The organism is Pseudomonas sp. TS_SC_3, from assembly GCF_056156225.1.
Genome location: NZ_CM149586.1, coordinates 2,248,312 through 2,272,250, shown reverse-complemented (window position 1 = coordinate 2,272,250; position 23,939 = coordinate 2,248,312). Strand labels below are relative to the sequence as shown.

At 56.0% G+C, this 23,939-nt stretch carries 22 protein-coding genes and 2 tRNA genes; 15 read left to right on the top strand and 9 right to left on the bottom strand.

Annotated features, from left to right (window positions below; all coding sequences use genetic code 11):
- The first annotated feature begins 73 nt into the window (after positions 1–73).
- Positions 74–1,126, top strand: a complete 1,053-nt coding sequence (locus AC0J6G_RS10985) for a Glu/Leu/Phe/Val dehydrogenase dimerization domain-containing protein (protein WP_475247668.1) — start codon at positions 74–76, stop codon at positions 1,124–1,126.
- A 123-nt stretch (positions 1,127–1,249) separates the two neighbouring features.
- Here the strand turns inward: AC0J6G_RS10985 and AC0J6G_RS10980 are convergent, their stop codons facing one another.
- Complete coding sequence (locus AC0J6G_RS10980; RefSeq protein WP_475253695.1) at positions 1,250–1,747, bottom strand: GNAT family N-acetyltransferase; 498 nt, start codon at positions 1,745–1,747, stop codon at positions 1,250–1,252.
- Between the two features lie 98 nt (positions 1,748–1,845).
- Here AC0J6G_RS10980 and AC0J6G_RS10975 point away from each other — a divergent pair.
- Positions 1,846–1,920: transfer RNA gene (locus AC0J6G_RS10975), tRNA-Arg, on the top strand.
- Positions 1,921–2,260: 340 nt separating this feature from the next.
- Positions 2,261–3,598, top strand: coding sequence for an NADP-specific glutamate dehydrogenase (gene gdhA, locus AC0J6G_RS10970; protein WP_475247666.1), 1,338 nt, complete (start codon positions 2,261–2,263; stop codon positions 3,596–3,598).
- 123 nt (positions 3,599–3,721) lie between these two features.
- On the opposite strand, the gene uraH is transcribed toward gdhA, so the two are convergent.
- A complete protein-coding gene (gene uraH / locus AC0J6G_RS10965) occupies positions 3,722–4,132 on the bottom strand; it encodes a hydroxyisourate hydrolase (protein ID WP_475247664.1) in 411 nt (136 codons plus the stop codon).
- Between the two features lie 14 nt (positions 4,133–4,146).
- Complete coding sequence (locus AC0J6G_RS10960; RefSeq protein ID WP_475247662.1) at positions 4,147–4,647, bottom strand: GlcG/HbpS family heme-binding protein; 501 nt, start codon at positions 4,645–4,647, stop codon at positions 4,147–4,149.
- Positions 4,648–4,794: 147 nt separating this feature from the next.
- On the opposite strand from AC0J6G_RS10960, the gene AC0J6G_RS10955 reads away from it, so the two are divergent.
- Complete coding sequence (locus tag AC0J6G_RS10955) at positions 4,795–5,466, top strand: heavy metal response regulator transcription factor (protein WP_475247660.1); 672 nt, start codon at positions 4,795–4,797, stop codon at positions 5,464–5,466.
- Positions 5,463–6,833: a heavy metal sensor histidine kinase gene (locus tag AC0J6G_RS10950; protein WP_475247658.1), complete on the top strand. Its 1,371-nt coding sequence runs from the start codon at positions 5,463–5,465 to the stop codon at positions 6,831–6,833. The genes AC0J6G_RS10955 and AC0J6G_RS10950 overlap by 4 nt, the downstream gene beginning before the upstream one ends.
- Positions 6,834–7,564: 731 nt before the next feature.
- Here the strand turns inward: AC0J6G_RS10950 and AC0J6G_RS10945 are convergent.
- The 5 genes from AC0J6G_RS10945 to AC0J6G_RS10925 all read right to left on the bottom strand — a co-directional run bounded on the left by AC0J6G_RS10945 (position 7,565) and on the right by AC0J6G_RS10925 (position 11,375).
- Positions 7,565–7,638, bottom strand: a tRNA-Gly gene (locus tag AC0J6G_RS10945).
- Positions 7,639–7,734: 96 nt separating this feature from the next.
- Entirely contained in the window at positions 7,735–8,619 is an 885-nt protein-coding gene (locus AC0J6G_RS10940) for an alpha/beta fold hydrolase (RefSeq protein WP_475247656.1), read from the bottom strand.
- 385 nt (positions 8,620–9,004) lie between these two features.
- The gene (locus tag AC0J6G_RS10935; RefSeq protein WP_475247654.1) at positions 9,005–9,697 is read right to left on the bottom strand and encodes a pseudouridine synthase; all 693 of its coding nucleotides are present in this window, start codon (positions 9,695–9,697) and stop codon (positions 9,005–9,007) included.
- Positions 9,698–9,699: 2 nt separating this feature from the next.
- Positions 9,700–9,906: a cysteine-rich CWC family protein gene (locus tag AC0J6G_RS10930; protein WP_475247652.1), complete on the bottom strand. Its 207-nt coding sequence runs from the start codon at positions 9,904–9,906 to the stop codon at positions 9,700–9,702.
- Complete coding sequence (locus AC0J6G_RS10925; RefSeq protein ID WP_475247650.1) at positions 9,903–11,375, bottom strand: sensor domain-containing diguanylate cyclase; 1,473 nt, start codon at positions 11,373–11,375, stop codon at positions 9,903–9,905. Before AC0J6G_RS10925 ends, AC0J6G_RS10930 begins: the two co-directional genes overlap by 4 nt.
- A gap of 537 nt (positions 11,376–11,912) precedes the next feature.
- Between AC0J6G_RS10925 and AC0J6G_RS10920 the strand changes: the two genes are divergently transcribed.
- Complete coding sequence (locus AC0J6G_RS10920; protein ID WP_475247648.1) at positions 11,913–12,209, top strand: hypothetical protein; 297 nt, start codon at positions 11,913–11,915, stop codon at positions 12,207–12,209.
- Between the two features lie 203 nt (positions 12,210–12,412).
- Here the strand turns inward: AC0J6G_RS10920 and AC0J6G_RS10915 are convergent, their stop codons facing one another.
- Positions 12,413–12,751: a tryptophan synthase subunit beta gene (locus AC0J6G_RS10915; protein ID WP_475247646.1), complete on the bottom strand. Its 339-nt coding sequence runs from the start codon at positions 12,749–12,751 to the stop codon at positions 12,413–12,415.
- A 252-nt stretch (positions 12,752–13,003) separates the two neighbouring features.
- On the opposite strand from AC0J6G_RS10915, the gene AC0J6G_RS10910 reads away from it, so the two are divergent.
- The 9 genes from AC0J6G_RS10910 to AC0J6G_RS10870 all read left to right on the top strand — a co-directional run bounded on the left by AC0J6G_RS10910 (position 13,004) and on the right by AC0J6G_RS10870 (position 23,743).
- Positions 13,004–13,261: a hypothetical protein gene (locus AC0J6G_RS10910; protein ID WP_475247644.1), complete on the top strand. Its 258-nt coding sequence runs from the start codon at positions 13,004–13,006 to the stop codon at positions 13,259–13,261.
- Positions 13,262–13,399: 138 nt separating this feature from the next.
- Positions 13,400–14,173, top strand: coding sequence for a glucose-1-phosphate cytidylyltransferase (gene rfbF / locus AC0J6G_RS10905; protein ID WP_475247642.1), 774 nt, complete (start codon positions 13,400–13,402; stop codon positions 14,171–14,173).
- Positions 14,164–15,240, top strand: coding sequence for a CDP-glucose 4,6-dehydratase (gene rfbG / locus AC0J6G_RS10900; protein WP_475253693.1), 1,077 nt, complete (start codon positions 14,164–14,166; stop codon positions 15,238–15,240). The genes rfbF and rfbG overlap by 10 nt, the downstream gene beginning before the upstream one ends.
- Positions 15,233–15,793, top strand: coding sequence for a dTDP-4-dehydrorhamnose 3,5-epimerase family protein (locus tag AC0J6G_RS10895; RefSeq protein WP_475247640.1), 561 nt, complete (start codon positions 15,233–15,235; stop codon positions 15,791–15,793). Before rfbG ends, AC0J6G_RS10895 begins: the two co-directional genes overlap by 8 nt.
- Positions 15,790–17,013 (top strand): methyltransferase domain-containing protein, encoded by a 1,224-nt coding sequence (locus tag AC0J6G_RS10890; protein ID WP_475247638.1) that lies wholly within the window; start codon positions 15,790–15,792, stop codon positions 17,011–17,013. Before AC0J6G_RS10895 ends, AC0J6G_RS10890 begins: the two co-directional genes overlap by 4 nt.
- Positions 17,014–17,018: 5 nt before the next feature.
- Positions 17,019–17,876, top strand: a complete 858-nt coding sequence (locus AC0J6G_RS10885) for an NAD-dependent epimerase/dehydratase family protein (RefSeq protein WP_475253691.1) — start codon at positions 17,019–17,021, stop codon at positions 17,874–17,876.
- A complete protein-coding gene (locus AC0J6G_RS10880; RefSeq protein WP_475247636.1) occupies positions 17,866–18,936 on the top strand; it encodes a class I SAM-dependent methyltransferase in 1,071 nt (356 codons plus the stop codon). The genes AC0J6G_RS10885 and AC0J6G_RS10880 overlap by 11 nt, the downstream gene beginning before the upstream one ends.
- A 19-nt stretch (positions 18,937–18,955) precedes the next feature.
- On the top strand, positions 18,956–19,693 hold the full coding sequence (locus tag AC0J6G_RS10875) for a cephalosporin hydroxylase family protein (RefSeq protein ID WP_475247634.1): 738 nt from the start codon (positions 18,956–18,958) through the stop codon (positions 19,691–19,693).
- Between the two features lie 96 nt (positions 19,694–19,789).
- A complete protein-coding gene (locus AC0J6G_RS10870) occupies positions 19,790–23,743 on the top strand; it encodes a TIGR00180 family glycosyltransferase (protein WP_475247632.1) in 3,954 nt (1,317 codons plus the stop codon).
- The last annotated feature ends 196 nt before the right edge of the window (positions 23,744–23,939 follow it).

The following is a 23,939-nucleotide window of genomic DNA, read 5'->3' as shown; positions in this document are numbered from 1 at the left end:
TGACGCTTATAACCTTCACCCTCTCCCTTAACCGGGAGAGGGCGACCTCTTACAACAAAAAAACGAGGCTCCTATGTCCGTGTTTTCCCATATCGATTTCGACCACCACGAACAGGTGGTCTACGGCCACGACAAGGCCAGCGGCCTGCGGGCGATTATCGCCATTCACAACAGCAACCTCGGCCCGGCCCTCGGCGGTTGCCGCATGTGGCCCTACGCCAATGACGATGAAGCGCTGCGCGATGTGTTGCGCCTGTCACGCGGCATGACCTACAAATCGGCCCTGGCCAACCTGCCGCTGGGTGGCGGCAAAGCAGTGATCATCGGCGACCCGCATACCGGCAAAAGCGCGGCGCTGTTCCAGGCCATGGGTGATTTTGTCGACAGCCTCGGCGGGCGCTATATCACCGCCGCCGACTCCGGCACCGGCGTTGCGGAAATGCAGATCATGGCCGAGCGCACGCGCCACGTATCCGGCGCCGAACTGCGTGAGGCCTTCGCCGGCGGCACGCGCAATGGCGACCCGTCACCGTCCACCGCTTACGGGGTGTTTATCGGTATCCAGACCGCAGTCAAACACCGCCTGGGCCGTGATGACCTGCACGGTCTGAAAGTCGCGATCCAAGGGGTAGGGCAGGTGGGCTTCGATCTGGCGCGTCAGCTGAAAGCCGCCGGGGCTGAGCTGTGGGTAACCGATATAGTCCCGGCCAATGTGCGTCGCGCGGTCGAGCAGCTGGGCGCAACCGCCGTCAGCCAGCAGGTGATTTTCGGCCTCGATGTCGATGTATTCGCGCCCTGCGCCATGGGCGGAATCATCAACCAGCAAACCCTGGAAGCCCTGCGCGCGCCGATTATCGCCGGGGCCGCCAACAACCAACTGGCCGATGCCAGCCTGGCGGAAACCCTGCGTCGCAACGAATGCCTGTACGCGCCGGATTACGCGATCAACGCCGGCGGCATTATCGATGTCTGCTACGAACGCACCGGCGGCAGCGCTGCACAGCTGAAGGCGCATATCGAAGGCATCGGCGCGACCCTGGAACAGATCTTCCAGCGCGCCGATGCGGCGAGCAAAACCACCGTAGAAATTGCCGATCAGCTGGCCGAAGAGCGGTTCGGCCGTTAAAAACAGCGCACTACTGGCAGTTTTTGCAAAACCCGTAGGAGCGGGCCATGCCCGCGATGCTTTCAGGTCAACATCGATTCGCGGGCATGGGACTAGGCGTCCCCCCCGCGCTCCTACAACGTCTTAATCCAGCGTCAGCGCCAGGCTGATCCCATGCGGCTTAAATCCCAGGTTGGCATAAAACGCATGGGCGGCCTCCCGGCTCTGGCTGCTGGACAGCGCCACCTTGTAACACCCCCAGGCGCGGGCGCGTTCGATGGCTTTACCCATCAGTGCCTGGCCAATCCCCAGGCCGCGCGCCTCAGTATCCACCACCACATCTTCCAGAATCGCCGAGCGTGCGAAGTTATGCGCCAGGTGCTCAATCAGGTTGACCGTGCAGGTGCCGAGCAACTTGCCGTCACGCTCGGCTACCAGCACCACCCGGCTTACCGGTAGCTCGCTCAGGCGCAAAGCCAATAGCTTGGCATCGGCACGCGGCTCATCGGGCGCGAGTTGCTGCAGCAAGGTAGCCAGGGCAGCAGCATCGTTAACGCTGACCGCACGCAGGTGAAAATCAGCAAAGGGTGAGTCCGGCAGATGAGGCGAAGCGGCGGGGCGCATGGCGATCTCCTGTGACATTTTGTTGGCAGTATGGCGCCCCGATGATGGCAGCGGCATGACAAACGCCTGCGGTCTCGCTAAGATGCCGCCCGCTGGTGGCCCGTCTTCCAGCCTTGGTTCCCATAGTTCAATGGATAGAATAAGCCCCTCCTAAGGGCTAGATACTGGTTCGAATCCAGTTGGGAACGCCATCTTTACCCGCCCCTGTTGTTAAACGTTTGCGTTGATGTTCGATGCCCTGCCATCAGGCCGCTAGCGTCGGCTCGTCAGTGGCCGCGCAGTCAGTCATTTCGCTATCCCCGTCGCGCGTGTGAAATCACTAATGCCTTAAAACTGTGCGATAGCGCGCCATAACTGAGCGGCTTATTGATGGGGTAAACGCCCTTAATAGGCGGGTCGATTTATATCAATGCACTGAAAAGATTCATTAAGGCGACATTTTGCGCTGTTTAAGTGCTTTATTGGCTGATAGAGTGCCGGCCACTTTTCAGTTGATCTGCCCTCTTTACGGGGCATTTTTGGGATATTCACATGAGCGAATCCGTAGAGCTTTTCCTCTCCCGCCTGAAGCAGCGCGACCCCCACCAGCCAGAGTTTCATCAGGCCGTGGAAGAGGTTCTGCGTTCACTTTGGCCGTTTTTAGAGGCCAACCCGCGTTATCTGCAGGCGGGCATTGTTGAACGCCTTGTTGAGCCCGAGCGGGTTGTCATGTTTCGCGTGTCCTGGGTTGATGATGCCGGGCGCGTGCAGGTCAACCGTGGCTACCGGGTACAGATGAACAGCGCCATTGGCCCTTACAAGGGTGGTCTGCGCTTCCATCCGTCGGTCAACCTTGGCGTGCTCAAGTTCCTGGCCTTTGAACAGGTGTTCAAGAATTCGCTGACCTCGCTGCCCATGGGCGGCGGCAAAGGCGGCTCGGACTTTGACCCTAAAGGCAAAAGCGACAATGAAGTGATGCGCTTCTGCCAAGCCTTTATGAGCGAGCTGTACCGCCATATTGGTGCCGATATAGACGTCCCCGCCGGTGACATCGGCGTGGGCGGCCGTGAAATCGGTTACATGTTTGGCCAGTACAAGCGCCTGGCTAACCAGTTCACCTCGGTGCTGACCGGCAAGGGCATCACCTACGGCGGCAGCTTGGTTCGCCCAGAAGCCACCGGCTACGGCTGCGTGTACTTCGCCCAGGAAATGCTCAAGCGCATTCATCGCGGCGTTGACGGTCAGCGCGTGGCGATTTCCGGCTCCGGCAACGTGGCGCAGTATGCGGCGCAGAAAGTGATGGAGCTGGGCGGCATCGTGGTGTCTCTGTCGGACTCCGAAGGCACGCTGCACACCCCTGATGGTTTGACCGAGGAGCAGTGGCAGCACCTGATGGAGCTGAAAAACGTGCGCCGCGGTCGTCTCAGCGAAATGGCTGCGCACTTTAAGCTGAACTTCTTGGCTGGCCAGCGGCCTTGGCACTTGCCGTGCGACATCGCGCTGCCATGCGCCACGCAAAACGAGCTGGATATTGATGACGCCCGTGCCTTGCTGAAAAACGGCTGCTTCTGCGTGGCCGAAGGCGCCAACATGCCGTCGACGTTGGATGCGGTGGATCTGTTTATCGAAGCCGGTATTTGCTTCGCCCCAGGCAAAGCGTCGAACGCCGGCGGTGTGGCCACCAGTGGCCTAGAGATGAGCCAGAACGCCATGCGTTTGAACTGGACGGCGGGCGAGGTGGATGAGCGTCTGCACAGCATCATGCAGAATATCCACAGTGCCTGCGTGCGTTACGGCGAAGAGAACGGCCGGATCAACTACGTCAAAGGGGCCAATATCGCCGGCTTCGTTAAAGTGGCCGATGCCATGTTGGCGCAGGGCGTGGTTTAACCCTCAGGGGTTGAAGCGTGCTAAGCCACAACAAAAAATGCCCGCGCAATGCGGGCATTTTTTATGGGCTGCCGGGTCATCGCTGCGTATAACGCCTTGATTGAGCCGGCTTGCCTGGTCGGCTTAGTTGCCGCGGTAGGTAGAGAAACCGTAAGGGCTGAGCAGCAGCGGGATGTGGTAGTGCGGCACGGTGCCGTCTACTTCAAAAATCACCGGTACTTCTGGGAAGAAGCTAGCAGTCGCGTGCTTCTTGAACCACTCGCCAGTCTTGAAGGTTACACGGTAGGTGCCTTTCTCCAGGGCTTTATCTTGTGGATACAGCGCCGTGATACGGCCTTGCTCGTTGGTTACGCCGCTGTTAAGCATGTCCCAGTTTTTACCGTCCTGCTTTTCCAGGGTCACGCTGACTTCAGGCGACGGCAGGCCATCTTGCAGGTTCAGCACATGCACGCTCAGCGGGTTACCAGCGGCCAGGGCCAGGGAGGAGAGGCCGCTCAGTACAGCGCCGGCAAACAGGGTTTTCAGCATGTTCATGGTGTAGCTCCTAATTAATGAGTGGTGGGCAAAACTTGAGCAATGGCTTTCAGGGCGCAGCCTTCATCAATCTCAGCGCCGCCGGCACCGGCTACGCCGATTGCGCCGATAACTTGATCGCCAACTTTTAACGGTACCCCACCGCCGAGCAGCAGCAGCTCGTCAAGGGTGTTGAGGTTCTTAGCTTCCGGGTTGTTACGGGCACGTTCAGACAAAACGCGTGTCGAGGTTTTGGTCGACAGCGCTGTAAACGCCTTACGCTGCGCCGCCACCGTGTTGTGCGGGCCGACATTGTCATCACGCTGCACAGCAACCAGGTTGCCGCCACGGTCGACTACCGCGGCAACACCAGTGCGGCCGTCGGCATGGCAAGCGGCCAGCGTGGCGTTGAGCAGGTCGTTGGCCAGGGCAAGGGTGACGTCCTGGCGCTGAGCGACGTTTTCGTTGGCGGCCCATGCGGCAGAAGAGCCCATGGCCAGTGCGAGTAATGACAAGGTGGCGGTGCGAAGTAACATGCCGTTCTCCAGGGTTGGGCTCAGCTGAGCGATTGGTGGCCATACTGCCTAAGCATCACCGTCAAACGGATTGCGCCTGGATTACCAATTTGTAATGGGAGCGCCGCGCATATCGGCCTAGGCTATGCGGCTGTGCTGGAGGAAAAGATGCGTATTCTGGTTGTTGAAGACGAAGTAAAAACCGCGGATTACTTGTGCAAAGGCTTGAGTGAGTCGGGCTATCACGTGGACGTTGCCCTGAACGGCCTTGATGGCTTGCACCTGGCGCAAGAGCACGAGTTCGACCTGATCATTCTTGATGTCATGTTGCCCGGCCTGGATGGCTGGCAGCTGCTGCAGATCATTCGGCGCAAGCTGCAAACGCCGGTGCTGTTTCTGACGGCGCGTGATGCGATTGAAGACCGGGTCAAAGGCCTGGAGCTGGGCGCCGATGATTACTTGGTCAAGCCTTTCTCCTACGCCGAATTACTCGCACGGGTACGCACCCTGCTACGCCGTGGGCCGCCGCGTGAGGTCGAGCAGTTTCAGGTTGCCGACCTGCACATGGACGTCTTGCGGCGCAAGGTCACCCGTAATGGCGAACGCCTGACGCTGACCAACAAAGAGTTTGCCCTGCTGCACCTGCTGCTTAGCCGCGAAGGCGAAGTGTTGTCGCGCACGCTGATTGCCTCGCATGTGTGGCAGATGAACTTCGACAGCGACACCAATGTGGTGGATGTGGCCATCCGCCGCCTGCGCGCCAAGGTCGATGACCCGTACCCGGTCAAACTGATCCATACCGTGCGCGGCATGGGCTACATGCTTGAGGCCCAGTCGTGAGGCTGTGGCCGCGCGCCCTGAGCGTGCGCCTGGCACTGATGTTCGCCTTGGTCAGTGCGCTGCTATTGGGCTCGATTGGCTTTTACCTGTACCAATCGCTGCAGCGCGAAATCGCCTGGCGTGATGACCAGGCCTTGCTGGGCCGGCTAGAGCGCATGCAAGCCTTGCTCGACGACAGCGAGAGTATCGATGCTCTGCGCAGCAGGCCGCAGCTCTATGAAAACATGTTGGGTAACCGCGATAGCCTGCTGTGGATCGTCGATGCTGCCGGGCAGCGGCTGATCGAGATCAACCCGGCCTTGCTGCCGCTGCCCGTATTGCCAGCCGCCGCGCAGGCCACCCTTGGCGATAGTCAAACCCGTGAACCGCTGCGCCTGGCTTGGCTGGATGTCACTCGTGGTGATCGCCGCCTGACGCTAATTGCCGGTAAATTGCTTAGTGAGCGCGAGCAGATGCTGGCGGCCTATCGCCTCAAGCTCTGGTTGGCATTGGCTGTGGGCGCCTTGCTGGCGTTCTGCCTCGGCTGGTTGGTCAGCCAGCGTGGCTTACGCCCGGTGCGGCAGCTGGCGATGCGCGCCGCCGCCATTGATGTGCAACACCTGTACCTTCGCCTGGATGAGTTTAAAGACGTGAGTGAGTTGCAGGCCCTGAGCCAGGCGCTCAACCAGATGCTCGCGCGCTTGGAAGACGGCTTTGCCCAGCTTTCGCGGTTTTCCGAGGACCTCGCTCACGAGATGCGCACCCCGCTGAGTAATCTTATGGGGCACGCGCAGCAAACCCTGGCGCGCAGCCGTCCGGTTGATGAATACCAAAACCTGCTGGTATCCAACCTTGAGGAATACGAACGCTTGGCGCGGATGATCGACAGCATGCTGTTTCTGGCCCGCACCGAGCAGGCTAATGCCTCGATCAATCGTCAAACGGTCGACCTGCATGAACTGGTCGAGCAGCTATGTGAGTACTTCGAAGGCACTGCTCAGGAGAGCGCCATGGCGCTGGTCAACCAGGCCAGTGGCACGTTAGTCGCCGATCCACAGTTGCTCCGCCGCGCCCTGGCGAACTTGTTGGCCAATGCCCTGCGCTACGGCATGGCGGACAGCGCTGTGACCATTAGCAGCCGTATGCGCGATGGCGCCTGTGAAATCAGCGTGCATAACCACGGCCCGGCGATTGCAGCCGAGCACCTGCCGCGCTTGTTTGAGCGCTTCTACCGCTGCGACCCCTCACGTAACGAGCCGGACGACTCCGGCGGCCTAGGTTTGGCAATTGTGCGCTCGATTATGCTGGCCCATGGCGGTCAGGTCAGCGTGGAAAGCAACGAGGCGGGTACGCGCTTTAGCTTGCTGTTTCCTCCAGCCAAGGCTTGAGCCCGAAAATAAGAAGCCCCGATAACGATGTGCTGTCGGAGCTTCTTGCTACGGGGCGGCTAAATGTCCTTGGCGCGCCTGCTCGGCCATTGCTCTACCCCTCAGTCATCACCGTTGCAATCGAGATTCCTGGCCAACGCCTTCGGCTAAGTGAACCGAGCCACGAATTTTAGGCAAAAAAAGACCAACAAGATGTTGGTCTGAACAGAAGGGATGAGCAGCACCTGATGAACGTCAGATGCAACAAGTTTGCCCCCGAAATATTGCATAAACATGACAGACCCAGGGCTGCTCAGCCATTCGTCAAACAAGTCTGCACTGCAACCAATCCGAAATATTTGTCCACTATCGTGCCGTCACCATACAGAGGGCATTACCTTGAATCGCACTACTCGCAAAGCGCTTAACACCATCGCCGATCACAATGAAGACGCAGCCATTGCGCTTATGCGTGCTGCTGAGCGCACCGGCGATGAAGTGTTGAGGCAACAAATGTTGAGGGTTATTCATCGCTTAAATCAGGATGCAACCGACCTCAGAGCCCTGCGCGATGATGCAGAACCAGGGTCGCGCAAACGCGCTTGATTACATCGCTTCTCTCCCTGTTGCTGGTCAGCTGCAGTTCGCGTTATGCCGCAACATCACTTCGACACTTTCACGACAACGCCCCAGGCCAGAAAGCAAAAAGCCCTGAAATCTTTCTAGAAATCAGGGCTTTAGGAACTGCGATTTGGAGCGGACGGTGGGAATCGAACCCACGGCTCTAGCTTGGGAAGCTAGGGTATTGCCATTATACGACGCCCGCAGCGGGTGACTTTATACCGGAACTCTTGACCGAAATGAAGCCTGCCGCGCGGTTATCTGTATCTGTGCGCGGCAGGCCTGGGTTTACGGCGCTGTTTCATACCGCGATTGCGTGGTGCTGATTGAGCTCTGGACGATAGCTGGAGCTGCTGCGCGCCGGGGCTTGCAGGAATTTCAGCAGGGCAGTTTGGCTTTGCAGCCATGCACCTTTGTGTTCCATATCAAGAAAGTGTCCGGCGTTGTTGATGGTGACGAACTGGCAGTCGCTCAGGTACTCGGCAAACACGCGTACGTCCGTCGGCGAGGTGTACTCGTCGTGTTCGCCGTTGATAAACAGCAACGGGATGTCGATGGCCGCCAGGCATTCCATCTGGCAGTGGTTATCCATGTGCACCACCTGGTTGATGTGCGCGTGCATCTGCAGGTACTCGTGACTGTCGAGGCTGCTGATATGACGCTGGTTGTAGCGTTTGAACAGCGAGGGCAGGTATTTGCCAATGGTACTGTTGACCAACTGGCCGACGCGCTCGCCGTCGATGGCCTGCAAGTGGGTCATGCCTTTTTCCAGATAATCGAGCATTGGCTCGTTGAGCAGTGGCGAGAAGGAGGTGATTACGGCCTTTTCGATACGTGCCGGGCGTTGCGCCAGGGCCAGCATGGCGGCGACGCCCCCCCAGGAAAATGACAGCAGGTAGTCGACCTGAAAGTGTTCAATCAACTCCAGCAGGATGGCGGCTTCATCTTCCTTGCTGATCGGCCGGCTGTGGTGGTTATGCGGTTTGGACTGACCAGCATAGGGCTGGTCGTAGAGAATCACATTGAATTGCGGGCGCAGGTATTTGAGGGTTTGCGCGAAAGCGGCGGTGGTGGCCAGCGAGCCGTTGATCAGGATGATGGTCTTGCGCGCGCTGGGGTTGGCGTAAAACTTCGTGTGTACCTTGAACGTCCTGTGTATATCGACGACAGCGGTGGCTGGCTTCATGTCGTTTCCTCCTGGCGCATAAATGTGACCGTGGCAAACGGCTATGCCGTTTAACCGGGCTAAGTAAGGCAGTCAGCAAAGCGCCTGGACGTGACAGCAAGATGTCAGGCTAGAGGATTTTATAAGTTATTTATTTTCAATCAGTTAGGGCTGAAACAGAGCATCCGTCCACGGCCTTTTACAAGTGTGGAGTGGTGTCTTTGACCAGGCAGGAACCCATTTCGCGCAGTGCGCAAGTAACCGATAGAACGCTTAGATGGCTCTTGTGACTAATCAGTCACGTTAAGACCTTGTGCTTGGATTTAAGCAGTCGCGTGTTGCACTAACAAGTCTTAATTTGCTTTTTCTCTTCCCATTTGTCGCGCTGAAGGTGATAGCGCATGGCTCAGCAGCTGGCGACTTCGGCTGTGCTAAGTGTGCGGTACTGGCCGGGGGCGAGCTGTGGGTCGAGTTCGATGGCGCCCATGCTCAGGCGATGCAGGCCGATGACCTTGTTTTGGAAGTGGCCAAACATGCGCTTGACCTGATGGTAACGGCCTTCGTGTAGTGTCAGCAGGGCGCTGTGGCTGCTGAGGATGATCAGTTCGGCGGGGAGGGTGGTGAGATCTTCATAGGCGAAGTACAGGCCGCCGGCGAATACCTCGATGTACTCATGCGTTATCGGTTGTTCGGTTTCGACGCGGTAGACCTTGCCCAACCGGCTGCGTGGCTCGGTGAGGCGGCGGGACCATTGGCCATCGTTGGTGATCAGCAGCAGACCGCTGGTGTTCAGGTCCAATCGGCCGGCCAGGTGCAGGTCGGTTTTGTCCGGCTCGTCGAGCAGGTCAAGCACGGTGCGATGGTCATCGTGCGCGGTGGCGCTGACCACGCCGATGGGTTTGTGCAGCATAAAGTAGCGTGCGGCTTTGCCGGCTTGCAGCAGCTCGTTATCGACCTCGATACGGCTGAACTGGCTGACTTCACGCAAGCCATCACGGATCACCGTGCCGTCCACGTGCACGCGACCGCTGGCCAGCAATTGGCGGGCGGTTTGGCGGTTGAGTTGGGGCAAATTGCTGAGAAAACGGTCGAGGCGCATAGCTAGTCGGCAGAGGGTTTAGGTAAGCCCTGAGCGCAGCGTCGGCATAAGCAGCTAAGGTTGCTCTGCTCTGGCGGCAGCTTGGCCAGTTGGTGCCCATCAACCGTTACAGTAAAACACCAGCACTGCGTCACTGGGATGTCGGCTACGGCCTGGGCGCATTGATTGGGCTGCCCGCAGCAGGGGCAGTGGGTGGTTGTCTTACTCATACACTTTCTTCACAAAGGCGGTTACGGCCGCTCTGCTTGGCGCGATACAGCGCGCGGTCGGCACGGTTAATCAGCTGGTCCAGCGATTCATCGGCGTGCAGTTGTGCCAGGCCAATGCTGGTGGTGATCTGCAAGTGTGTGCCATCGAAGGGGATGCTGCTTTGCTCGGCTTTCTTGCGGATTTTCTCACCCAGTTCGCGGGCTTTTTCGAGGCTGGTGTCCTTGAGCAGCAGGATAAATTCCTCACCGCCCCAGCGACAGATAATGTCGGACTGACGAAGGCTATTGCGCAGGTAGCTGGCAAAGTGGCGCAACACTTCATCACCAGCCATATGGCCCCGGCTGTCATTGAGTTGTTTGAAGTTATCCAGATCGAGCATCAGTGCACACAGCGGGCTGGGGTTGCGCCGGGCTTCTTGCACCGCCTGGTTGGCAAGCAGGTCAAAACCCCGGCGATTGGGCAGCCCGGTCAGCAGGTCAGTGGTGGCCAGCGCGCTGATACGGCGCTGATAACGACGTACCACTAGGCTGACCAAGGAAATAACGATGCAGGTAATCACCAGCCAGATCAGTAAACTCAGATAAAGCGATTGGCGGATGCCGGCCACCGCGCCGGTTTCGTGTTTTTCAACGAACAAGAACCAGTCTAGTTCAGGGATAAAGCGCACATTAAGGAAGTGCTCGTGGCCGTGATCCTGATACTCAAAGTCGCCGCTGTGCGGCTGTGGCAGCTGGGCCAATAATGCTTCCAGGCCGGCGATGGTATTGAGCGATTGGCCGACGCGTGCGCCCTTTGGGCCACCGCTAGCGCCGGTGAGCACCAGGCGCCCCTCGGTGTCGACAAAGTATACGCTGCGGTTGTAGCGCTGCTGGTAGGTGTCGATCAGTTTAATCACGGTGTCCACGGTCAGACCGACACCGGTTACACCGATGAACCGCTGCTGGTAGTCGAACACCTTGTAGTTGATAAATACGGTCAGGCGGTCGTCGTTGGCCATGTCGACATCGACATTGATCTCGTAGGGCTCCTGCATATCGCGTATGCGGAAATACCAGTCATCGCGTGGGTTATCTTTACTGACCTGTTTGAGCACGCCCTGTGCTTGGTAGTAGGTATGGGTTTTTGCCGAGACGAAGAAACTGGTGACCGTGGCGTAATGCTCCTGCACTTCACGCAGGTAGCGGGTGATCTGCTCCGTATCTTGCTCGCCGCCGATAGCCCAGTCGCGCATGAAGGTATCGCGGGACATCATCGAGGAAATCAGGATGGGGCGAACCAGATCCTTCTGGATTTCTGAGTAGACATTATCCGAGGTCAGTGGCAGCTCGGTGTTGATGATCCCGGAGCGGATTTGGTCGAGTGCCGTGTAATAACTGACCAGGGAGGTAGCGAAGAAACCACTGCCAAGCAGAACCAGCAGCAGTGCTATCAAAGGCCATTGTCGGCTCAGTGGGGATCGATGAGGCATGGGGGACTCTGCTGGTTAAAAACAGCTTTATTGTAGCCCTGAGCCTGCTGTGGTGCTGCTTATACATAAACAGTTAGCCGACTGGCGTCCGGTGTCACGTTTAATGGCGTTGTCGATTATTGGGCTGCCAGTTGCGTCTGTGAAGCGGTACATGGAGCTGTGTCAGTTATCCGTAGTGAGCACCTATGAACACTTGAGTCGACGTTGAAATGATTTGTCATCAAATCTGCCACCCCTCATCAGCGCACTGAAGTGCTTGCACCACTGTCTGACATGTTGGGAGTCATCCCTGGTAGCGACATTGGTCGCTGTCGTACCTGCGGTCGAAGGAGGCCGCCATGTCATATAAATCCGTACTCTTGGCGTTGTTATTAGTTTCTTTAAGCGGCTGTGCAGTTTACGGCGGCGGGAGTGGTTATGGTCATCGCGGCTATGACCGAGGGCACGCAAATACCTATTATCACGTGCAGCGTTATCCGGTTTATGTGATGCCGCATCCGCGCTACAAGGCCTACCACCATGATAGGCGGCGTTACGATGACCACCGTCACCCACCGCGTTACTACGTACCGGCGCCGCAGCCGCGCCATTACCAAACGCACAAATATCAGAAGCGCCATGATTACCCTGCGGTGCAACCGCATGCTGGCTGGGATGACCGCCGTGATCGCGACTATTCACGCGGCCACCAACAGTCACGTCAACACCGCCACGATGCGCCGCGCAGGGATGATCGGCGTGGCTGGGAGCGCCAACGAAACTGATCGCGATGTGCTTGCCTATGGCATCAGTTCGTTTGATCAATCAGGCAAACGACAAGCGTTTGTAGGGTGAAACCCTACCGCGTGCTTTTAATCGCATCGTTCTGGCGTTGGTCGTCGAGGGTGCGCAGGCTTAAGAAGAGAGGCGTTTACTGCGCGTCATGGCTATCAATGAGCGCAGTGACGGCTATTTTATGAGGTGAAGCCTTAGCGCAGAAAGTATGCCTTTGCAGCAACTGACTTACCTGCGAGCTTTTTAGCTCGACGCACTGTGGGTCAGATCAGCTTCGATTCGTCGTCATTTATCAGTCGATGCAAGCCACCCAGAGCATCCCGCGCCTTGCTACGGCCGACCAACTTGCCCTGCGCCGCTTCCGGCAGATCCGTGATACGCACCACTCCCTTGCGAATCAGCACGGTGATCAAATCTTCCAGCACCCTGATCATGTCCAGGTCGCTCTGCTTGAGCTGCAGTAGGCTGCTCTCTACGCTCTGGTTGGCATACCAAGCTTCAGCTTCCTCGCTGTCAGCCAGTAGCTCGCCATCCATGCCTTCGAAAGGTGCTGCTTCGACCTGCTGCAAATTGCCCCAAGCATCGCGCTTTATATACAACATCGACCGCTCCTTGCCTTAGTTGCCGGAATGAATAAATAACCCCGCGTCTTTATGGTAGCGGGGTTATGGTCATCAGCTATTGCTGACGCTGATCTGGCCAGTCCTTGTTTATGGAAAAAAGCAGCATCAAGTGCCAATCCATGCCGCCAGCAGCCAGCCGTAATGGCTGTCTGATAGGGCGTTGATGCAAGGCAATGAGCTGTTTGGTGGTGGCTATATGCTGGCTCTATAGGTCGTCGAGGAGCCCTGGGAATGCCATACATCATTAATGACCACCAGCAATTGTTCGACTACCCGCAGCAGCGTACAGAAGCCCCGCGCCGGCATCGGCGCCTACGTGAGCTGTTGGTCAGTCAGGGGCATATCAGTGCGGCACAGCTGCAAGGTGCGTTGAACCATCAGGAGCAGGACAGTCATACCGGGTGCCTGGGGCAGATATTGCTCAAACAAGAGTTGGTCGATCGATACAGCCTTGCCTGTGCGCTGGTTGAGCAATTGGATATTGCCTAGGTCAGTGTGGCGTGTTTATTGCTGTAACCTGCTTATGGAAGAAATAATGTCGGTTGATTGACAGATGCGCACGCTCGGAGCCAAGTGATCCTGATGAGTGTGTGGAGTAGAAAGTGCGGAACCAGGAAGGAATTAGCGATGAAAGCAGTCATTCTTGCCGGTGGTCTCGGAACTCGCATCAGCGAAGAGTCTCATCTTAGGCCCAAACCGATGATCGAAATCGGCGGTAAGCCCATCCTCTGGCACATCATGAAGCAATATTCGGTCCATGGTATCCATGATTTTGTTATCTGCCTGGGCTATAAGGGCTATGCGATCAAGGATTTCTTCGCCAACTACTTTTTGCATACCTCCGATGTCACCTTCGACATGCGCATCAACGAGATGGAGGTGCACCAGAACTACAGCGAGCCGTGGCGCGTGACCCTTGTGGATACCGGTGAAGACACTATGACCGGTGGCCGTCTAAAGAGCGCCGAGCGCTATTTGGATGCCGATGAAGAATTTTGCTTTACTTATGGCGACGGGGTTTCCGACTTGGATATTAGTGCTCTGGTGGCCTTCCATAAGACCCACGGCAAATACGCCACAGTCACTGCAGTGCAACCGCCAGGTCGTTATGGTGCGCTGGAGCGGATCGGTAATCAGGTCAGTGGTTTTATCGAGAAACCACGCGGCGATGGTGGCTGGATTAATGGTGGGTTCTTCGTTCTCTCGCCTAAGGTGTTGACTTATATCGCTAGCGCAGAAACTTCATGGGAAGCTGGCCCCCTTACTCAGTTGGCTGATGATGGCCAATTGATGGCGTTTCAACACCAAGGGTTCTGGCACCCCATGGATACCCTCCGCGACAAGAATTACTTGGAACAGTTGTGGCTAAGTGGGGAGGCCCCTTGGAAACAGTGGAACTGACTCCGACGTTCTGGCGCGGCAAGCGTGTATTGCTCACTGGGCATACAGGCTTCAAGGGTGGTTGGTTGTCACTCTGGCTACAAAGCTGGGGCGCGCAGGTCAGCGGTTTCTCCCTTGAGCCTTTCAACTCGCCCAACTTGTTCGAACTGGCGCGGGTGGATGAAGGCATCGATAGCTATATCGGTGATTTACGCGACTTGGCTACCTTGCAGCGAGTGATGAATACGGTAAAGCCGGAAATCGTCCTGCACCTGGCCGCCCAGCCGCTGGTTCGTGAGGGTTATCGGGATCCATTGGGAACCTATGCCAGTAATGTCATGGGTACGCTTCATCTGCTTGAGGCCATGCGCCAGGCGGGCGGCATAAAGGCGTGCGTGGTGGTCACCACTGACAAGGTCTACGCCAACAATGAATGGGCGTGGCCTTATCGCGAGAATGAAGCGCTCGGTGGTCATGACCCCTATAGCAGCAGCAAGGCCTGCTGTGAGCTAGTTGTGCAGTCATTCGCTTCCTCTTATTTTCCTGCTGCGCGTTATGCCGAGCACGGGTTGGCCATTGCCACCGCCCGCGCTGGCAATGTGCTGGGCGGCGGCGACTTTGCTCCCGACCGTCTGGTGCCCGATATTCTGGCGGCGTGGACGCGTGGTGAGCCGGTGACCCTGCGTTACCCGCAGGCCGTGCGCCCCTGGCAGCATGCCTTGGAGCCGCTGGCGGGTTACCTGCAGTTGTCCCAGGGCTTATACGAGCAGGGCTGTGCTTTTGCCGGGGCTTGGAATTTCGGCCCTAGCGATAGCGATATGTGTACGGTCGGCGGGGTGGTTGAGCGCCTGGCGCAGCGTTGGCCGCGAGCACCTGGTCTGCTGATCGAACCCAGCGAATTGCATGAGGCGGGCCTGTTGCGGCTGGACAGCAGTCGCGCTAGTCAACTGCTTGGTTGGACGCCACGTTGGTCGCTGGATAGCTGCCTGCAACAGACCTTGGAGTGGCATCAGGCCTGGCAGCGTGGTGAGGATATGCGCGCGCTGACCCTGGTGCAGTTAGCCGCCTACAGGGGGCCGTATGAGTGAGTTGAGCCTTCTGGAACTGCCGCTCGCGGGTCTATTCAGCCTGCAGCACAAGGTGCATGAGGATGAGCGCGGTCGTTTTGCTCGGCTGTTCTGTCAGGGCAGTCTGGCCGCATTCGGACAGTTATTACAGATTCGTCAGATCAACCATTCACGTACCGTCCAGCGTGGCAGCGTGCGTGGCCTGCATTTTCAGTATCCACCGCATGCCGAGACCAAGCTGATTACCTGCCTGCGTGGCGCAGTGTGGGATATCGCGGTGGATTTACGGTGTGGCTCCGCGACCTTTATGCACTGGCACGCTGAACGCCTGGAAGCCGGAGATGGCCGCAGTTTGTTACTGCCACCCGGCTTTGCCCATGGCTTTCAGGCGCTGAGTGACGATGCCGAGTTGCTCTACCTGCACAGCGCAGATTACAGCCACGAATATGAGGGAGGTTTGTCGCCCAGTGATGCGCGCTTGGCGATCGCTTGGCCATTGCCTGTCAGTAATCTCTCCGCACGGGACGTCGCGCATCCTCCGTTGGCCAATAATTTTCAGGGAGTAGAGTTATGAACTGCCGAGGCTGTGGTGCCGATCTGCATGTGCTTCTGATTGATCTGGGTACTGCACCGCCTTCCAATGCCTACCTGCGCGCCGATCAGCTTGATCAGGCTGAGCAATGGGTGCCGCTGCGGGTGCAGGTGTGCGAAAGCTGCTGGCTGGTACAAACCGAGGATTACCGTGCGGCCGATAGCCTCTTCGATGCCGACTATGCGTACTTCAGCTCCTACTCCAGCAGCTGGCTGGAGCACTCTCAGCGCTATGTCGCACAAATGGTCGAGCGCTTTGGCTTGAATGCACAGAGCCTGGTGGTGGAAATCGCCGCCAATGACGGTTACCTGCTGCAGTATGTGGCGCAGCGCGGTATTCCATGTCTGGGTGTCGAGCCCACAGCTAGCACCGCGCGTGCAGCTCGGGAAAAGGGTTTGCAGATTCGCGAGCTGTTTTTTGGCGAGGATACGGCTGCTGTCCTAGCTGCTGAGGGCTGGAGTGCGGATCTGATGGTAGCCAACAACGTACTGGCCCATGTGCCGGACATCAATGATTTCCTCAAGGGTTTCGCCACGCTGTTAAAACCGACTGGTGTGGTCACCTTCGAGTTCCCTCATCTGATCCAGCTGATGGCTGAGCAGCAGTTCGACACCCTGTACCACGAACATTATTCCTACCTGTCACTGACGGCTGTGCAGAGTCTGTGCGCGCACAATGGCCTGCATATCTTCGATGTAGAAGAGCTGCCGACCCATGGCGGTTCGCTGCGGGTGTTCGTGCAGCTGGCTTCGGGCGAGCGTCCTGTGGCTGCGGCGGTCGGTGCACTGCTGGCGGGCGAAGAGGCTAGCGGGGTGAGGACTATCGGCTTCTACGCCAGCCTGGCCCCGGCGGCCGAGCGCATCAAACATGAGCTGTTGCGGTTTCTACTGCAAGCCAAGGCGGAGGGCAAGCGTGTGGTCGGTTATGGTGCCGCTGCGAAAGGCAATACCTTGCTCAACTATGCAGGGGTCAAACCGGATCTGCTGACCTGGGTGGCTGATGCTAATCCGCACAAACAAGGTAGGTACCTGCCGGGCAGTCGTATTCCGGTGGTCAAGCCCGAACAGATCATGGCGGAGAAACCGGACTATGTGTTGGTGTTGCCGTGGAATCTTTTGCAGGAAGTTAGCGAGCAGCAGGCGCAGGTTCCTCAGTGGGGCGGGCGTTTCGTTATCGTTGTGCCTGAGTTGGTGATGCTGTGAAAGGCTTGAAGGTCCTGGTCAGCGGAGCGACTGGCTTTGTCGGCCGTCACCTAGTCACTGTTTTACTGACGCGTGGCTGCCAAGTACGCGCAGTGGCGCGCAATGCCGAAGTCGCTCGCAGCATGCCCTGGATTAATGCCGTGGAGTTCGTCGCAACGGATATTTACGCCGCTGAACTGGACGTCGGTGCTCTCACCGATGGCATTGATGTATTGGCCCATCTGGCCTGGCCGGGCTTGCCAAATTATCAGGCACTGTTTCACTTCGAGAACAATCTGTTTGCCGATTACGCGTTCATCAGCCGCGTGGTGCAGGCGGGAGTGCGGCAGGTGTTGGTAACAGGCACCTGTTTTGAATATGGCATGCAGAGCGGGCCTCTTAGTGAAGACACATTGCCGCTGCCCAGCTGCCCCTACGGCCTGGCGAAGAACACCTTGCGCCTGTTTCTAGAGGCGTTGCAGCACGAGCGGCCGTTCACATTGCAATGGGCTCGCCTCTTCTATCTATATGGAGTCGGGCAGAACCCCAACAGCTTGCTGGCCAGTTTGGATCGAGCCATCGAAGCGGGTGAAGAGCAGTTCAATATGTCGGCGGGTGAGCAGCTGCGCGACTATTTGGCTGTCGAAACGGCGGCCGCTTATCTCGCCGACGTGCTTCAGCGCCGCAATTTTTCCGGGGTGGTCAATTGTTCCAGTGGTCGGCCCATATCGGTCAGGGCGCTGGTCGAGCAGCGGCTGCGTGAGCGCGGCTCGTCGATCCGCCTGAATTTGGGTCATTACGCCTATCCTGCCTATGAATCGATGGCGTTCTGGGGCGTGGCTAAGCGTCTGCAGCAACTGGTGGGTGGTGACTATGGTGCGTGAGTTGTATCGGGTTTCCAATCTTCCTATTTTGCAGAATCGCACCTTCGCCGATGCTGCTACAGCTAGAGCATCGGCCTGCGCTGATATGGTTTTGGTGCAGGATGAGGTAAGTGGGCTGATCTTCAATCAGGCCTTCGATGCTGACAAATTGAATTACGATAGTGATTATCAGAACGAGCAGGCACATTCGGCCGAGTTCAAGAAGCATCTAGATGATGTAGAAAGGATCATGGCCCGGCACTTCAAGGGGCAGAGTCTGGTTGAAGTTGGCTGTGGTAAAGGCTACTTCCTAGAAATGCTGCGCGGCTTGGGTTATGCGATCACCGGTATCGACCCCGCTTACGAAGGTGACAACGCAGACGTGATACAGGCACCGTTCACCCGTGGCTTAGGTCTGGTGGCTGATGCGGTTGTGCTGCGCCATGTATTGGAGCACGTAGCGGACCCCGTTGTGTTTCTGTCCGAAATCGCGGCAGCCAATCAGGGAGGACAGATTTATATAGAGGTTCCATGTTTCGACTGGATTCTCGAGCACAGGGCTTGGTTCGATGTGTTCTATGAGCATGTGAATTACTTTCGCCTCGACGATTTACGTCGGCTGTTCGCCACGGTGCATGAGGTTGGGCATTTGTTCGGCGATCAATATCTGTACATAGTCGCCGACCTCGCCAGTTTACAGTTGGCACCGTCCAGTCCGGTGCTGCGTCTGGAGATGCCAGCGAATTTCATGGGCAGCATCGAACATGTCGTGCAGATCATTCAAGCATCCCCCGAGCAGGGTTCCGGAATATGGGGGGCGTCTTCCAAAGGGGTGATCTATTCGTTGTTCCTGCAGCGCGCGGGGGTGGCGGTCGATCAGATTGTCGATATCAACCCGGCCAAGCAGGGGCGTTATCTACCACTGAGCGGGTTGCGCGTGTCGTCCCCACAAGAGGCCCTCGATGCCTTGCCCGAAGGTGCCAATCTGTTTGTGATGAATTCCAATTACCTTGAAGAAATCAAGCGGATGACTGGTGGGCGCTATGTATATCACTCCATAGACAGTGCATCTTTCCAATAATTTTCAGTGAGACTGGATTATGACTGATAAGAACATACATCAAGCGTTCGAAGCCGAATGTCGGATAGAAGTCGCCACTCAGGGGCAGGACGAAAAACTCAAGGGGCTGGCCCGCGACTTTTTCAATGAGTCAGCCAAGCACAGGTACAGTTACCACTTCTCATGGATGGGTCGGCCGATTATTCAGCTGCCTCAGGACATGATAGCAATGCAGGAAATCATCTGGCAGGTCAAACCCGACTTGGTGATTGAGTGCGGTATTGCCCATGGCGGTTCAATCATCTATTACGCCTCGTTACTGGAACTGCAAGGCCATGGAGAAGTGCTGGGTATTGACCGTGATATCCGCCCGCACAACCGTGAAGCCATCGAAGGTCACCCGATGAGTAAACGCATCAGCATGATTGAAGGGTCCAGTATTGATTTGCCTGTGGTCGAGCAGGTTCGCGTGGCGGCCGCCGGCAAGAAGGTTCTCTTGGTGCTTGATTCCAACCACACTCATGAGCATGTACTCGAAGAGTTGCGCCTATATGCACCGCTGGTCTCGGTCGACAGCTACTGCATAGTAATGGATACCGTGGTTGAAGATATGCCGGCGTCTTTCTTTCCGGATCGTCCCTGGGGGGTCGGTAATAATCCAAAGACTGCGGTAAATGCCTACCTTAAAGAAAGCGATAGCTTTGTAATTGATTACACGGTGCATGATAAAATTATGATTACTGTTGCTCCTGGTGGTTATCTGAAAAGAGTAAAGTGATCAATTTTTATCTGGGAGTTGGAGTGGTTTGGCTTAATTCTTGGCTGGCTCCATGATCCATAATTTATTATTTTTATACTGTTTTTGGGGTGTTGCGTGAGAAATAATCTTACTCTTGTAGTATTGACTCATGAGCGCTTGGATTTTCTAGTTAGAGCGCTTTCCTACTATGATTCGTTCGGGTGTAGCGTTCTGGTGCTTGACTCTTCAAAAGAATCATCTTTCGATGTTGGAAGTGGCTATGCGAGTGTCGATTACAGGCATTTTCCGGATGTTTCATTTTTAGATAAAATCAAAAAAGGAGTGTTGCTTGTTGATACGCCTTTGATGGTTTTTCTGAGCGATGATGATTTCGTTATACTTTCAGGGTTGGAAGCTTCAGTCAGGTTCTTGATCGAATCGCCAGGCTATGTTCTGTGCTGTGGTTATAGTTTGATGTACTTGCCAGATGCTGAGCGCGTACATTATTTCTACAGAGATAAGAAAGTGCGTGAGGATTACTCGTCCCTTAACCCCCGCGAGCGCTTAGCCGCGTATATGGATGAGTATATTCCACCCTTTTATGCGGTGACGCGTACCGAGGCCGTCAAAGCGTGGTACTCCTTGATTCCCGATGGCATGGGGTATGAGTATCAGGAGGTCGGTCATGCCTGTTATATGCTCTATGCAGGCAAGGTTCGGATACTTCCGGTGCCTTATGTAATTAGAGAAAGCAATTATATAGAGTCTGACCACGGTACGGATATGTACCGCGCCCTTGTCAGCAGCGAACAAAAATTTGTCAGTATGCGCATGGATTTTATAAGATTTGCTGCTGAATTTATGGTGAGCATTGACGGTGAGACCGTTTTATCGACACGGCGATTTGTCGAAGACTGTTTGCGAATCTCAGCCAATTGCTTGGCGACTGGGCGCTCATTGACTCTGCAAGAAATTTTTTCCTCCGACTGGCCGGCTCTGGCAGAGCAGCCTGTTTGGACATTCAAGCCTACTCAGTATGTAGAGATGCCTTTTTATAATCGTGAGTTTTTTACAGCACTGGAAGGTATCGATTTCCTGATCAGAGCCACTCCGATAGGAAAGTTGCAAAAGCAGCAGTTGCTGCCGGTTCTCTCCGAAGTGAATGCTGCCTTGGCCGAGATTGATGCCAGTGCTGGGGCTGTACCTTGGCGGGAGCATCTCAGTAAACTTGATTCAATATTTCGCAAGTATCCATTTCATGCAGGTGTTGCAGCTAGGTTGAGAGATATTCTAGCTACAGAGGAGAGCGATCACCCGCAACTGAGTGTTTACGAACGCTGGGTTTCTCGTATAGAACATGCGGGTCGATTGGCCACGTGGCCAGAACCGGTTGTCACAAAGTATGTTCCGCCTTTGCAGCGAATAAGTACCAGTGCATCTGCAAATATGATGGATTGGTTGAGCACTCGTGTGCCGTCTCGTATACAGCGGGAGTATATCGATGTTCATTTGAAAAATAACCGGGGTGGTCAAGAGTTTATTATTCTACTGCGCAATCTTGATGGGGATGCTGAGAAGCTGAGGGTCACCCTTGAAAGCCTTGTGCGTGATGATGGTCTATTGATCAATATAAAAGTATTTGTTTTTGTGCCGCTGGCTAGCAAGAGTGGTTGCCGTGCCCTGAGCGATGAGCGTGTAAGCTTTCTTGAGGTTGATGAGCGTCAATTAGTAGCTGTTCTGAATGATGTGGTTTTGCAAAGCTCCGGCGATTGGCTAATGCTGGTTGAGGCCGGTGAAGAGTTTACCCGTAATGGCTTATTAATGCTTGCGCTGGAATTGTTAAGTGCCGGTGACTGTCGGGCCATATCGGGAGACGAATTGCTGCGATTGCCTGGTGGTGAGTTGGGCGGTGCATTCCGCCCGAGCTTTAATCTTGACTATTTACTTAGCTTTCCCGCTGGAGCTGCGCGCCACTGGTTGTATCGTCGGGATGTATTTAATGCGCTGGGCGGCTTCAATTCAGGGTTTATTGATGCGTTGGAGTTAGATTTGCTACTGCGCTTGATCGAACAAGGAGGCTTGAATGGCCTGGCTCATGTCAGTGAAGCATTACTGATTACTGACGCCCCGGCTCTGGAGAATATTGCGGATGAGCAAAAAGCCATTTTGTCCAGTGTGCAGCGCCGCGGTTACCCGCACGCCAGTATTAGCGCAGAGAGACCAGGCCGTTACCATGTCAAGTATGGTCATGTTGATCAGCCTTTGGTTTCGATTTTGGTTGCTACTGGGGGCAATTTGCCAAAGTTGCAGCGTTGCGTGGAAAGTCTGCTGGAAACTACGGATTACCAGCACTACGAACTATTGCTGATTGAAAACCAGCCCGACGTTGAGCCTGTACGCGAGTGGCTTGCTGCACTTGACGGACTGAGTGAAGCGCGGATTCGCGTTGTTCGGCCAACTGCCATTTTGACCTTGCCCGGATTATTCAACCATGCTTCTGTTCAGGCGCAGGGAGACTACCTACTGTTACTTGCGGCGGATACTGCAATTATCAGCAGAGTATGGCTGGATGAGCTGCTCAATCATGCTTTGCGACCTGAGGTGGGAGTAGTTGGGGGCAAACTATTATCCCCTGACGGAAAGATAGCTCAGGCAGGGTTGGTATTAGGGCTAGAGGGGCCAGTAGGTAGTCCGTTCCTGGGGGATGTCTTGGATGCCTCAGGCTATATGCAGCGACTACAAGTGGATCAGAATTACAGCGCTGTCAGTCTGGATTGTTTGATGATTTCCCGTCAATTGCTTACAGAGGTGGGCGGGCTGGATGAGGGCAATCTTTCGGAGCGTTATGCGGGGGCAGACCTTTGTCTTAAAGCTCGAGGGGTGGGCTACCTGACTGTATGGTCGCCTGAGGTGCAGTTGATGCTTGACCGGGGAGGGCCGCCAGCAGCGACTGTGCAGGAGCAGGACGCGATGTATGCCAAATGGCTGCCTCAATTAGCTAGAGACCCGGCCTATAACTCTAATTTCTCTCTGGCCCTGCCCGGTGGATTCAAGTTGGCGGATAGTCAGATTTCCTGGCGACCGCTGGACTCCTGGCGGCCTTTGCCTGTGGTATTGGCGCACCCGGCCGACCTTACCGGATGTGGCCAGTACCGAGTCATTCAGCCATTCAGCGCTTTGCGTGACGCGGGGATTGTCGATGGTGCGTTGTCTGTGGGGTTGATGCATGTGACCGATCTGGAGCGTTTCGATCCGGATGTTGTGTTGTTACAGCGCCAGATAGGCGATGATCGACTGGATGCCATGCGCCGCATGCAGGCTTTCTCGCGGGCGTTCAAAGTCTATGAGCTGGATGACTACTTGCCCAATCTGCCGATGAAGAGCGTGCACCGGCAACACATGCCCAAGGACATTCTCAAATCGTTACGTCGTGGGCTTTCATATGTGGATCGCTTCGTGGTGTCCACCGAAGGGATGGCGGAGGCATTCAAGGATTTGCATCCCGATATCCGGGTAATGAAAAACCGTCTTGATCCTCGTTGGTGGGGCAATTTGCCTAGAAGCCAGCGACGGTTGGCGAGCAAGCCTCGAGTCGGCTGGGCCGGAGGGGCGAGCCATACCGGTGACCTGGAAATGATCACTGATGTGGTCAAGGAGCTGGCTAACGAAGTGGAGTGGGTATTCTTTGGCATGTGCCCGGACAAGCTGAGGCCCTATGTCCATGAGTTTCATGGCGGTGTTCCCATTGAGCAGTACCCGGCCGCATTGGCCAGACTGAACCTAGATCTCGCCTTGGCTCCCGTTGAGCAGAACCTGTTCAACGAATGTAAGAGCAATCTGCGTTTGCTTGAATATGGAGTTTGCGGTTTTCCGGTAATCTGCAGCGATATTCGTTGCTATGAGGGTTACTTGCCGGCAACGCGAGTCAAGAACCGCTTCAAGGATTGGGTGGAGGCGATTCGCATGCACCTGTCCGATCTCGATGCAGCCGCGAGAATGGGCGATGAACTGCAGGCGGTAGTTCGGCGAGACTGGATGCTGGAGGGCGATAGCCTGGAGGCCTGGCGCAAGGCCTGGTTGCCTGACTGATGCAATTTGTATCGACTGGACTATGCCGTACGGTGGTGTGATTAAGCTTGCGCCGCGCTTGTAAAAAAAAAGATGTGCTCGCTAAAGCTTCCAGCGGTAGCGCCGATACAAGGATCGAATGCGAACTTTATGGGTGCCTGGGTAATGCCTCTCCCAAAGTCGCACACTCAGGCAAGCAAGCTAAGTCCGATGGAGG